At 44.9% G+C, this 12,768-nt stretch carries 11 protein-coding genes; all 11 read right to left on the bottom strand.

The window, feature by feature from the left end; genetic code table 11:
* Positions 1-20 precede the first annotated feature (20 nt).
* The gene (locus PFZ69_RS06510) at positions 21-2,102 is read right to left on the bottom strand and encodes a glycoside hydrolase family 3 protein (RefSeq protein WP_270180196.1); all 2,082 of its coding nucleotides are present in this window, start codon (positions 2,100-2,102) and stop codon (positions 21-23) included.
* A 25-nt stretch (positions 2,103-2,127) separates the two neighbouring features.
* Complete coding sequence (locus PFZ69_RS06515) at positions 2,128-3,810, bottom strand: serine hydrolase (protein WP_270180197.1); 1,683 nt, start codon at positions 3,808-3,810, stop codon at positions 2,128-2,130.
* A 243-nt stretch (positions 3,811-4,053) separates the two neighbouring features.
* The gene (locus tag PFZ69_RS06520; RefSeq protein ID WP_270180198.1) at positions 4,054-4,983 is read right to left on the bottom strand and encodes a nucleoside hydrolase; all 930 of its coding nucleotides are present in this window, start codon (positions 4,981-4,983) and stop codon (positions 4,054-4,056) included.
* A 75-nt stretch (positions 4,984-5,058) separates the two neighbouring features.
* Positions 5,059-6,336, bottom strand: a complete 1,278-nt coding sequence (locus PFZ69_RS06525; protein ID WP_270180199.1) for a serine hydrolase — start codon at positions 6,334-6,336, stop codon at positions 5,059-5,061.
* A gap of 1 nt (position 6,337) precedes the next feature.
* Positions 6,338-7,492 (bottom strand): YhfX family PLP-dependent enzyme, encoded by a 1,155-nt coding sequence (locus PFZ69_RS06530; protein WP_270180200.1) that lies wholly within the window; start codon positions 7,490-7,492, stop codon positions 6,338-6,340.
* Positions 7,493-7,516: 24 nt separating this feature from the next.
* Positions 7,517-8,614, bottom strand: a complete 1,098-nt coding sequence (locus tag PFZ69_RS06535) for an aminotransferase class V-fold PLP-dependent enzyme (RefSeq protein WP_270180201.1) — start codon at positions 8,612-8,614, stop codon at positions 7,517-7,519.
* Complete coding sequence (locus PFZ69_RS06540; protein ID WP_270180202.1) at positions 8,611-9,531, bottom strand: phosphotriesterase family protein; 921 nt, start codon at positions 9,529-9,531, stop codon at positions 8,611-8,613. Before PFZ69_RS06540 ends, PFZ69_RS06535 begins: the two co-directional genes overlap by 4 nt.
* A gap of 19 nt (positions 9,532-9,550) precedes the next feature.
* The gene (locus PFZ69_RS06545) at positions 9,551-10,843 is read right to left on the bottom strand and encodes a YhfT family protein (RefSeq protein ID WP_270180203.1); all 1,293 of its coding nucleotides are present in this window, start codon (positions 10,841-10,843) and stop codon (positions 9,551-9,553) included.
* A gap of 17 nt (positions 10,844-10,860) precedes the next feature.
* Complete coding sequence (locus tag PFZ69_RS06550; RefSeq protein WP_270180204.1) at positions 10,861-11,220, bottom strand: DUF2620 domain-containing protein; 360 nt, start codon at positions 11,218-11,220, stop codon at positions 10,861-10,863.
* Entirely contained in the window at positions 11,217-11,591 is a 375-nt protein-coding gene (locus tag PFZ69_RS06555) for a PRD domain-containing protein (RefSeq protein WP_270180205.1), read from the bottom strand. Before PFZ69_RS06555 ends, PFZ69_RS06550 begins: the two co-directional genes overlap by 4 nt.
* Before the next feature lie 64 nt (positions 11,592-11,655).
* Positions 11,656-12,588, bottom strand: coding sequence for a GntR family transcriptional regulator YhfZ (yhfZ, locus tag PFZ69_RS06560; RefSeq protein ID WP_270180206.1), 933 nt, complete (start codon positions 12,586-12,588; stop codon positions 11,656-11,658).
* Positions 12,589-12,768: the final 180 nt, after the last annotated feature.

The following is a 12,768-nucleotide window of genomic DNA, read 5'->3' on the forward strand; positions in this document are numbered from 1 at the left end:
GAAGGCTCTCTCAGATTAGTTTAGTATGTTAAACCGTGGCCAAATGGATAGAGAACGTCATTTTCATTCGCTCCTGGAATCGTAACAGGAAGCTTTCCTGAAGGTGTGTACTCACCAAAGATGGCTGCAGCCGTCGCTTCAAAACTCGCTGTTCTGAAACCGTATTGTGCAAGGTAACTATCGATCTCAGGATAAGCCATGATGTCATAAGGATTACGTATTCCAACCCCAATTAGTTCTGCTTCTGATGTTTCCATCAAGTGACTGACCAGTTTCATTTGTGGATGGTCTTCTGAACGAGTTCCAACACTGTACGTATACGTCCCGACAATGATCTTATCAGCCGATTCAACGACTTCACGCTGTTCTTCTGTTAATTCGTAATTCGAATTGAGGCTGATCACCGTAGCATTTGGCTGATGCTTTTTAACTGCCTCTCCTAGAGAATCAATAAAGCTTCTCCCCAACACGACAACGTTTTCGTCACTTTGTTTTGTAAGAGGAAGGACGTTTTCATTCTTAATAAGTGTGATGGATTTTTCTGCTGCAGTTTTTTCAACAGCTTTGTGCGCATCTGATCCAACCGTTTCTTTAGCTTTTTGAATTTTTTCATCGACGTTTTCGGGATCCTCTGATTTAATGATCCCTCTATTTACTTTCAATGTTAAAATTCGTTCGACAGACGCTTCGATTCTTTCATTAGAAATTTCCCTAGATCGAACTGCTTCTAGTAACCCATCAGCCACTTCAGGTAAGCCAACCGGCATCAACACGATATCGGTGCCTGCTTTCACAGTACGAACTGCAGCATCGACAGCACCAAAATGTTCAACGATCGCACCCATGTTCATCGCATCTGTGATGATGACGCCTTCATGGCCCATCTCTTCACGCATCAGTCCAGTCAACACTTTTTCGGATAACGTAGCTGGCAATGAGATCTCTTCACCGTCTTTTTTGGATATCACTTTGGTGTCATCGATTTTCGGAAATGTTACGTGAGCGGTCATAACGGCATCGATTCCTGCTTCCATCGCCTGCTGAAACGGATAAAGCTCTACCTTCTTTAGACGCTCCTTGTCATGAGGAACTTCAGGCAATCCAAGATGAGAGTCTACCGCTGTGTCCCCGTGACCAGGAAAATGCTTTGCTGTTGCTGCCACTCCAGTTTCCTGTAGTCCTTTTATATAAGCTATCCCTTGGTCCGCAACAAGCTCTGGATCTTCTCCATATGAACGTACGCCTATTACAGGGTTGTCAGGATTATTGTTCACATCGAGCACTGGAGCTAGGTTCATGTTAATGCCAAGAGAAGCAAGTTCCTCACCGATTACGCGCCCAACATCCTGTGTCACTTCTTCAGATCGAGCTGCGCCGAGAGCCATGTTTCCTGGCATATCAGTGCCAGATTGAAGGCGCGTTACAATTCCACCTTCCTGGTCGATCGTCATCAACAATCCATATTTCTCAGACGCTTCCTGGTAATCAGATACGAGCTTAGCTGTTTGCTCTGTCGTTACAACGTTTTCTCGAAACAAAATGACTCCACCAAGATGATAGTCCTTCACCTGCTGCTCGATCTCAGGCAGCATTTCCGTCACATTTTCACCGTTCCATTTTCGATAATCCGGCATCAACATCTGACCGACCTTTTCTTCTAGCGTCATCTTATTGATGGCATGTTGGATAATGTCGTACTTCATTCCTTTTTCTTTGATTAGCTTCGGAGACTTCGAACCATGAATGGCAATGCGATCGCGATCGTTACCATCTGAAACGTAAATAAACGTGCGACCAGGATGATCCTTCAGCGTCACCTTTCCAGTCTTATCAACAGACGCCACATTTTTATTTGAAGAGTGCCACGTGAGCTCGTCTGATGTTTTCATAAAATGACCGTCGTCATAAATGTGAAGAGCACCTAACTGAATTGTCTTCCCTTCAACGTTTGTTTCTACTTCAGGAACATTTTGCATAATGATCAAATCGGTCTGTCCTTCATCCTTCTTTGCTTGAGCGTCACTAGGATTCATCCAGCCTTGCGACACGATCAATGCGAATGCTAATAAAAAAATGAAGTTTCGCTTTAATTTCCTAGGCATGACTTCCCCTCCTATTTTATGAGTATCAATATGAGCGTTTCATCCACTCATCACTTGTGAGATGGAGACGTTCTCCGTTCAGCTCTACCTCATCGACATACCATCCTCGTTTATTAACAGAGGAATCCGTATCATAAGAAAATCGGATATAGTTTGTTCCTTCTGGTACCATCAGCTGTTTCTTTTCCCACTGATCACTATTGCCAGTAAGCTCCGTTAAAGCTGTCCAATTAGCTCCATCATTGGAAACTTCAATTTTTCCTACATCATAGTTTGCTTCCAATTGATACCATGTATGAAACGATAATGTAGAATTTTTGTTCACATCGATATTTGCAGTAAGGTGCTTTACTGCTTTGTCACCATAACCTGCAAACCACGGGTCAGCTTTTTTCGGCATGTCTACTGGGATAGCATCTGCCACCTGTCTTGCAAAAGCTCTCCTTGTAGGTGAAGTTGAGACCGTATCTCTCGTAGGGTGAACGCGGTTTGTTAAAAGAATCGCGATCGTTTGATTCGATGGACTGATGACAAGAGACGTACCTGTGTAGCCTGTATGTCCAAGGGTCGTGCTTTCAGTCAGTGCATCCATGAACCATCCTTGCTGAAGTTCAAACCCTAATCCATGATCGTCACCTGGAAACTGTGGTATGCGATTTTCGGTAAGTAGGGCTACTGTTTCCGGTTTCAGTATCCGTTCACCCCCGTAACGCCCATCCATCAAAAACATATGAGCGAACTTGGCAAGGTCTGTTGCCGTTGAAAAAACCCCAGCATGACCGGCTACTCCATCTAAAGACCAGGCATTCTCATCGTGTACTTCGCCCCAGACGAGTCCACGATTTGTCCATGGCTGGTATTCTGTTGCGGCAATGCGGTTCTTTAATTGTGGGTCAGGATTGTAAAACGTATCATTCATACGAAGGGGCTCTGTGATAGTCTTTTGCACATACTCATCAAGACGCATGCCAGATAACTTTTCTATTAGGGCACCGAGCGTAATCATGTTGAGGTCGCTATATGTATACTCTGTACCAGGCTCTGATCGAAGCGGGTATTCTAACACATACTGCATCCGTTCTTCCCGATTTCCATCGATGGTATACAATGGAACCCATGGTTTAAACCCAGAGGTATGTGTCATGAGTTGCTCGATGGTAACGTTTTCTTTTCCGTTCGCAGCAAACTCAGGGATATACTCAGCTACCGGATCATCCAGTTCGAACATTCCTTTTTCATAAAGCGTCATCGCAGCAGTTGTAGTGAAGATTTTACTGATTGAAGCGAGGTCAAAGATCGTATCTTTCTCCATCTTTAGAGGGTCATCCATTTCAGTAAACGAATCATCAGTATACCGAGCTTGATACCCGTAGGCTTCTTCTTTCACGATATGCCCTCGCCTTGCAACGAACGCTACCGCTCCTGGCATGACTTGCTCTTCGATCGCTGTCTCTAAAACATCATCGATCTCGTCCAATGGTTCAATACGCATGCCTGCTCCTCGAACTGATCCTTTGTGAAGTACTGCAGAAGTAGGTCCCGGCTCCCCCCAAGAAAAGACAGGGTGACCTTTCTCAGAAGACTGATGCTGATTATGTTTCCCTTTTGTTTCGATCGTCGGACCCTTCGCGTCTGCCTCTATACCAGGTAGTAATAAAGAGGTCCCAAGTACGGTGGATAAAACAATAGACATCGTCTTTTTTCTCATTTGCTCCTCCTTTTTACAAAAATGAAGTGCGTCAAAACCCCTAATAAGTAAAGAGTAACGCTCTCCCATTATAGTCGTCTATACCACCTTAGTACTGCATGGGAGGAAATAGGTGGTTTTTAGAGGACTATTTATCTATGAGATTTGAATTATTTTTGAATATTGTGACATTTTAGAGCTTAATTGCATGAAACTTTATTACATGACAAAGATCGGGTGGTGCCAGGCACCACCCGATCTTTTCTATGCACGTAACGCACCAACTAGCAATCGCCAAAACCCTTCATAGTCAAGCTCCGTTGCAAACTTTACGTTCGGCTCTCTACCTGTCACATGCAAACGGTCAACGCACGTAGTTCCGTAGGTGTACGTTCCTTCCGTCTCTATATCAACTCGCACCTTCTCAAAATCAAAGATCGTTTCATCGATTAAGTACGCAACTGTACACGCGTCATGGATCGGTGCACCGTCAAACCCAAACACCTCTTTGTACGTGGTAGAGAAATAGGCTAATAGCTCACTTACAAGATTCGAAACAGGATTTCCGATTTCAGAGATTTGTTTCAGAATCTCCTCAGTTGCTATCGTTTGGTGCGTAATATCGAGACCAAACATCGTCACAGGTACCCCGCTATTAAATACGATCTCAGCAGCTTCCGCATCGACATAAATATTAAATTCAGCCGTTGGCGTCCAGTTTCCAAAGGTCCCTCCACCCATCACAACGATTTCTTTTATTTTTTCTGTGATGAGTGGTTCTTTCTGAATAGCTAAAGCGATGTTTGTAAGTGGTCCTGTCGGAACAAGGTAAAGGTCTCCATCTGAATCCATCACTTTTTCAACGATTAAATCTACTGCGTGTTGATCACTAACTTCTTTTCTCGGAACATTAGGAAACTTCGGCCCATCGAGACCTGTCTTACCGTGAATCGTTGGTGCGATTTCTCTTTCTCGAACGAGGGGCTCTGCAGCACCTTCCGCAACAGGAACATCTAACCCTAAGATGTCACACATTCTTAGAGCATTTAGCGTCGTTTTTTCCACTTCCACATTTCCGGCGACAGTCGTGATCGCTTCAAGTTGAATGTGCGGGTTGGAAGCGGCAAGGATCATCGCGATGGCATCATCGTGACCCGGGTCACAGTCTAGTATGATTTTCTTCGGATTTGGCATCTGTATAGTTCCTCCTTTTTGTAAAAAAAAGCAAACCCTGATCGCTCTTATGAAAGAGATCAGGGTTATCGTTCATTACTCAATAGACTCATAAACTAGATTCGCGATATCCTTCGATAATCCTCCAGTGCTTGGGTAAGACCCACTTTCTAACGGACCGTTATTTTGTTTGTTGGTCAGTACGATAATTTGCAAATCGTATGCTGGATCGAAAATCACTTGCGTCCCAGTAAAGCCTGTATGACCAAATGCACTGTCAGAGTGCCTGTCACCCATGTACCAGCTTTTATTCAATTCAAATCCGTAGCCTTGTCCAAATCGCTGAGGTTTCGTGAAAGTAGAAAGAGTAGATTCATTATACAATGTGGTTTTCCCGTAACTTCCACCATTCAGCATCGTTTGCCCAAGAACAGCGAGATCACGGGCCGTCGAGAATAGTCCCGCGTGCCCAGCTACCCCACCATTCGCATAAAAGCTATTACCATCGTTTACTTCTCCAACAAGCGTGTACTGACGCCAATCTGAAAAGTCATCTGCTTCTTCAGGGACGTAGTAACCGAAGTTCGGATCATCGATCATCTTATATTCAAAGGGATTTCCCCATGACGTAGCAGCAATCTTTTTATCAAGTTTATCAGGAGGAGTGAACATCGTATCCTTCATTTTAAGAGGGCCATATACCTCTTTCATAAGGTATTGGTCTAAACGCTGACCAGTTACGTGCTCAATAATAAATCCTAACGTCATGAAACTAAAATCACTATAGCGTCGATCTGTACCTGTTTCGTACTCTAAGGACATGTCCGAAATATACTCAAGAACGTCTTCAGAATCTTCAGCTTCTAAATAGGTAGGCTGCCAAGGTGTTAAGCCAGATGTATGCGTTAATAGGTCAGCAACTGTGACGTGTTCCTTACCATTCTGTCCGAATTTAGGTATGTATTCTGTCACGCGATCATCAACGGAAATCTTCCCCTCGCTTACTAGCTTCATAATCCCTTGGGTCGTACCCATTACTTTCGTCAGGGAAGCAAGGTCGAACATCGTTTTTTTCTTCATGTGACGGGGGTGGTCGAGTAACGTCCCCATATCATACTTCTGTGCATAGCCATAGGCTGACTCTTTCACGATCGTTCCGTCCTTCGCGATTAAAACGACAGCCCCTGGCGTTACCTCATTTTCAATTGCGTCTTCGACAACGTTGTCGATCTCATCTAAGGCGTTCATATCAACATTTTTTGTACTCCCATGCCTAAGCTTATCACCGTATCCCTTTGCGTTAGCAGACTGAAAAGGAATACTGATAATTAACGTAACGACCAGTAGCATCACAACTACCTTTCCTACTTTCACACTAGCCTCTCCTTTCCAAATGCACGATTTCTGGATTTTTCGAATGTAACCCTCGTACAAGTGCAACGTTCGCTCGAGTGACAAATACTTGCGTTCGAAAAGCATAAACGGCGGTATCTCCAACAGAAACCGGTGTTCCTCGCTCAAGCCTTCCATAATAATCAATATACTCGGATGGCATAGGCTTTTCTTTTAAAAAAGTACGAAAGATGGTTTCAGGGTTATGTCCTACATATGCGCCCGTCACTTTCCCCCGCTCATAAAACCCACCTCCAAGAACATAAACATTGTCATCATCTTGATGGGATACTTCTGAAAGATAAATGATCGCTGGCCTCTCGGGAAGAGTGCGAACCGCATGAAGGGGAGTTGTCCCCGTCAACGCATGGCCTGGCTCACCATGGGTGATGCCTGCTCGTTTCAGCATCGGGATGGTTTCCGTACTCGTCGCACTCGGTCCGTTTACTTGTGTGATCGTGAAACCTGCTGACTCTAACTTTTCCTTCGCGTTTAGAAGTGTTTCGAGGTTTTTCGTAAACGTCATCTCTCCTCGATCATCATCCATCAACAGTAGTGGAAAAGACGTGATGCCGACGACCTCAATTCCAGGAAGGTCTTGCAGAATTAAGATCTCTTCATCAATACGCTCTAAATGAAACCCACCCCATTGACCTGGATAGATGGTATCACCATCTTGAACAACACGAAGGAGAACGTCCTGCTTCCTCCCTAACCTTACCGCAGCATCCGATACCTGCTTGGCTCGTTCTATTGTAAACACGGTCACAACTTCAGGGTTAAACGAAAGGACATCTTTCCACTGATGCTTCCCAGGTTGCACGAGGTGCCCCACATTCCCAAGTGCAACCCCTGATTTGTGAAGTCTCCTCGCCTCTTCAAATTCAACCGCAACTGCTTTCTCGATTCCATGTTCAGCAATCCATTTCCCTAACTCACCGATCCGACCGAGCTGCTTACTCATAAAATATAGTGAGAACTCATTCTCTTCAGCTGCACGAGCCATCTGTTCCACGTTCTCCGCTACGGTATCGAGGTCGATGACATACGTATTGGGAGGAAGCTCTCCAGTTTGATGAAGGTTAACACCAATCTTTATGAGCTCTGGATTCCTTTCCTTCGTAAGTGTTAGAAACAATCACAGCACCTCCCGTTTAATCTACTACAACTCCTCCATCACGTTGTTCAGAATCTCAACAACCGTATGCGCGCCTGCTTTCATCGGATTGATCCTCAACCCATAGTCTAAGAGATTCGGATTATTCTCTAGAAAACTACCAGACACGCGATAGATCATCGGTACGAGCTCATATCGTGATTCCGCCCCGACCGGATACGTCGCAGCTCCGAACGTTTTACTTCTCTCGATGACGTTTTTTGCAACAGGGTCGATCAACTCGACGATGACATTCTTTGATTGAGAGTTCGTGATGGTAGCATTCCTCACGCCTGAAACTGCCCCTCGATTTAACAGCTCGCATAAGTGATCGACTTGCTCACTTTGAATAGCAAAAGATACAGGAGCAAACGGAATGGCACGGAGCAGCTCCATCGCTTCAGGACCTTGCACCTGGCTTCCTCCTGAATAATTCCGTTGATGGACAATTTCGATCGCATCCTTTTTCCCTACGATGACACCCACACCTTCTGGACCTAGCAGCTTAAATCCTGAAAAGGTTGAATAATCTGCCCCAAGCTCAACGCCGATCTTTGGCATTTTTAACGCACAGTAATTATCATCGACTACAACATCGATCGTTGGATTCACCGATTTGACCGTTCGGATCACCGCTTCTAGTGAATACGTATCGTTCGGTTGCTGCCGAGCGTGCTGTACGTAAAAGACCTTTGCTTTTGTTGAAGAAGCTATTTCTTTAACAGCATCCAACTTATTGAAATCGACCTGTAGAGCTTGAAGCCCCAACATACGAAACGTTTCCTTTGTTGTCATATAAATTGGAGCCGAATGGACGATGATCTCGTCACCCGGACCTAACAGAGCACTCAACAGAGAGCGAATGGCTCCTGTTCCAGATCCCCTGACGAGTGCACCATGCTCAACGTTAAAAACATCGGCAAAAACGCGTTCTACTTTTGCAGTTGTTTTCGGGCGTTTGTAGGTTGGATGGAGCCCACGATCGCCGTCCTGAAACATGTCGTTATGTGTAAATTCCTTTGTCATTCGATCGACGATTTTAAATTGATAGCGCTTGGCTTCCTCAATATCCATTTGATCTAAAACGGATGCTACATCAATCATGAGCAAACCACCTTCTGACAAAAAGCACGTGCGGGATTCTCAATAAGAAGCATGTTCATGTCACGTTCAGAAAAACCATGCTCTTTTAAAAGTGGAACAAATGAATTGAGCACGTAATCGTAGCCGATTCCTCCGTACTTATGCCAGTGAGATTTTCTAGTTAAGTCAGCAGATAGAAGGATACGAGATCCAAATCCTCGCTCGAACAAATATTGAAGCGATTGAAGACGCTCCGTATCGGGACGATAATTGTTTTTTCCAATCGTATCGAACGCGACATACGCTCCTGCCTCTAAAACGGCAAGAATGCGAGCATCATCTGTATTCAGGTCCTGGTGTCCGATGATGAGCTGCTCCATATCGAGTCCAAGTTTTAAGAAGAGCTCAACCTGCTCGACACCCATCGTACCGAGGGTTGTATGGGTCGTGACTGGCAATCCACTTTCGATCGCCGCAACGCCAGCACCCATCAGCAGCTCCCTTTCAATCGGCTTAATTTCATTGTGACTGCTGCCGATCTCACCAATAACGCCAGGGTACACCTCTGTTCCATCGATGCCATAACGAATTTCATGAAGCATATGCGAAGCAAAATCATCACGGTTCCAAGACGACGACCGGGTCGGAAGAAATGGGTCTTTATAAAAACCAGTACTCGCGATAATGTGGACACCCGTCGCTTCACTAAGTTTCTTTAAAAGTGATGCATTTCTACCCATCCCCTCATTTGTGACTTCAACCATCGCTTGTCCCCCAGCGAGTTTGAAACGACGAAGTTCTTCTTCCATGCCTCCAACGTCGTCAAGGATGGTGTCGGGATCGTTTTTTATTCGTGAGAGATCGATACAAAGATGTTCATGAGCCGCGCATACACCTAATTCTGACGAAGAAATCTTACCGGTTACAGTTTGAATCATCGTGAATCCACCTTCCTTTTTACAGCTGCATGATACCAAGTAACACGAGAATATTTGCTAGAATTCCTACAGCGATCGCTCCGATTGGGCCAACTGCCATCCTCACTATCGGACGACCTGCAATTTCATTCAATAAGTAAAAACCAGCGATAATGAAGAAACCGAGGCCAGGTGTAATCGCATTCGCCGCATTCGCTCCACCGATCAAGAGTGCCACTTCTAATAGACGCGTCATCGCCGTACGAATGTTTTCACCCGACTGGCGAACACCTGGATACTTATCGAGAAAACGCGCTACTTTGCTAAGTAGCATGACTTCTAGAAAGATCGTAATGGCTCCAGCTACTAAAGCGACCCACACATTTGGAACGAGTAAGCCTACGACAAAAACAATGGTAAATCCGACGGGACCATACACGCCCGTTGCGATCGCGGTACTCGCGACCAGAGGAATAAAACCAAGCGCACGAGCTCCTGCTGCGATCGCACCGTCCGTTACTTTTCCTTCAGCGATTAAATTAAGTGAAATCGGATCACCCGCCATGATCAATAGATTCGTAGCTGCAGCGATCAGCCCACCCATGATCATAAAATACACAACGTGTTTCTTAATACGGTTCACACGTTCACTAAAAACGGAAGCAAGATCGATCCCACTTCCTTCTGAATCTGACTTCTGACGCACAGCATAGGTGATCAAGAAGATCATACCTGCGATCAGCGCCATTCCTTCCTGGTTCAACGTGACGGCTGTGCCGCCAAACGCCAAGACACCGCTTTCATTTAACCAAACGGCTAGCTGTCTCACGATTGCCGAAACGATAAACGTGAGTACACCTTTTTTTACACTAAACTGTAAGGCAACAGCGAGGGCTGGGAATGCCATGAACGTTACGACTACGGGTGATCCTACCTGCCCCATCGCATCGAGAAAGTTCAGAGGCAGTTTTTCAAAGAGTGCTACAAATCCTTCTAACCCTACTAATAACCCTGCACCATAGGCACCACCAATAACTGCAGCCACTGGTGTTCCCCACTTGTTTCTTGGTGTCATCAACCCAATGATGTCTGTTCCGAGGAGAATACTATGTATCAAAATAATGCTTGCTGTGATCGTAAATGGAATACCAAATCCGATAACGAGTCCAAAACTCATCGCAAATGCCGTGACACCGAGCTCTTTACGCCCCATACGACCTTCCGTGTTTTCTGGTACGATCGGCCGCAGGCCATCATTGAAAACAGCCAGGTTCAAATTCGCCAAAACCGCCGCCATCGCACCGATCAGTATAATGAGCACCATTTCCATCATGCGATTCTCCTTTCAGATTATCGTGCTTTAATCGCCTTCATAATCATAGGTACGGCCGTTTCGATGTGATCTGATGTAAAACCGAAAGCTTTCTTCCCTGCTTTTACAGCTTCATTGATCTTCTCCTCATTTGGCTTACGTCCCGGCATAGATACTGTCTCGCACTGTGGCTTCCCTACGATCGCGATCGCCATGGCTAACGCGCCGCCACCACCCGTATGACATGCTCCAACGTAATAATCTGCTTGCCCTGTCTTTACAGCCATCGCAGCTTCAACATCCGATTTGATCGATGTCTCGACTCCTTCTGGTCCATACTCTTTTACGAGTGCTTCTACCTCTTTTTTATCAACTTGACCACCGATTACAATTTTCATTGCGATTGATCCTCCTTCAATTCTTGAAAAATAGATACATAGTGAATCTTTAAAAATGCGATTTCTGCTGGAGGAAGCTTTTCCCCCCAAACTGTTTCCACCCACTTGATTTCATCTAAAGCCGACTGCACGTGCTCATTTTTGTCCACCTCTGAAACTAATACCTCAGGCGGTTGATCGATCTTTTCTCCTCTAGACATTCGGGTGAGCGCTGTGGCAAGATGCGTCACAAGCATTTCAAGCTTGTTCTGAGGAAGATCAGTAGACTTACTTATTAACCGTTGTACAGCTTTTTCCGCTATCAGAGCCGCTTCAGGGCTTATCACTTTTCCCTCTTCTAGAATGTTGAGTCGCTCATTAATCGTCGTCAATGCATATAACCTCCAATATACAAGATTTAGTATATTCGTTCCGTGATTAAGTGACGTTCTACTCTTAATACCTTGGATAACGTTTTCTATCTTCAACCTGCTGTTGAATGCGAATAACATTACTCAATGAAAGCTCACTTAAAAACTCATGAAGTTCGCTTCGATCTCGGTGTAGGAGCAAGCAAGCCTCGTTTACTTTTCTACTGATCTCAACAGCTTTTTGTGAGCGAAAAGCTCCTTTTCCAAAGCCTTCAGAGAGTGCAGTTTCATCTTTATTCCATACAGCAGCATCGATCTCGTGGTTTTTGAGCATCTCCATCAACTGCATATAATTCACTTCGACGAGCTCAACATCTAACCCTTCGACTTCATATTGCGTCATCATATGCTGGTCCGCTGAAGAGTAGTCGATCCCAACTCTCATCCCAGGTTTGATTTCAGTAACCTTGCGATCTGCAAATAGAATTTCATGACCAGAAACATAGGAATAATTCCCGAAGGATTTCACGATTTCAACAGCGTTTGTTTCTTCAATCGCAAACTCCGCTGCAAGGCGTGACACGATTACAAAATCATACCTGCCTTCCTTCAGTGCGTCGATTCTATTCGATGACCCTCTCATGAATGCCAAATTAAAAGGGATTTTCATATCCTCAAACACTTGCACGAGCCCTGTTGCTAACCCTTCATATTTTCGTGAATATGGTAGCGGCATCGCACCCATAACAGCGCCAAGACCCGCAACTTCCCAAAGCAATTTCTTGTTCGTCTTAACCAGAAATGTCCCGAGGTGCCCTCTTGCTTCTAGTTCGATCGCCCCTATCTCTTGTAGTAATCGAAATGCTCCTTGAATCGTCCCCCTTCCAAGAGATGTTTCTGTAACGAAATCACTGACCCGAGGAATTCTGCTTCCTGGCTCGATGGATAACAATCTTCCAGCAATTCTCCTCGCTGCCAGACCATTCTTGTTGTATAATTTCTCCCACTTGCCGTCCAACGTCTCCACCTCAATATACAGTATTTTGTATTTTATAACGTCAGTGTAACGTAACGCGACTTTTATTTCAATGAATTTTCTGATTATTTAAGCGCTGTGGCTAGAATAGGGACTTCCCACCCATAGTAAACAATTCAAAATATTAGTGACTGACCCTCTAATATGATAAAATTTAGTCAA

Source organism: Alkalihalobacillus sp. CinArs1 (assembly GCF_947387515.1).
Lineage (GTDB): Bacteria > Bacillota > Bacilli > Bacillales > Guptibacillaceae > Guptibacillus.

Excerpts from the sequence above, each read along its gene's own strand:
- PFZ69_RS06510 (WP_270180196.1), bottom strand. The coding sequence starts at position 2,102 with ATGCCTAGGAAATTAAAGCGAAACTTCATTTTTTTATTAGCATTCGCA.
- PFZ69_RS06520 (WP_270180198.1), bottom strand. The coding sequence starts at position 4,983 with ATGCCAAATCCGAAGAAAATCATACTAGACTGTGACCCGGGTCACGAT.
- PFZ69_RS06515 (WP_270180197.1), bottom strand. The coding sequence starts at position 3,810 with ATGAGAAAAAAGACGATGTCTATTGTTTTATCCACCGTACTTGGGACC.
- PFZ69_RS06545 (WP_270180203.1), bottom strand. The coding sequence starts at position 10,843 with ATGATGGAAATGGTGCTCATTATACTGATCGGTGCGATGGCGGCGGTT.
- PFZ69_RS06550 (WP_270180204.1), bottom strand. The coding sequence starts at position 11,220 with ATGAAAATTGTAATCGGTGGTCAAGTTGATAAAAAAGAGGTAGAAGCA.
- PFZ69_RS06535 (WP_270180201.1), bottom strand. The coding sequence starts at position 8,614 with ATGATTGATGTAGCATCCGTTTTAGATCAAATGGATATTGAGGAAGCC.
- PFZ69_RS06540 (WP_270180202.1), bottom strand. The coding sequence starts at position 9,531 with ATGATTCAAACTGTAACCGGTAAGATTTCTTCGTCAGAATTAGGTGTA.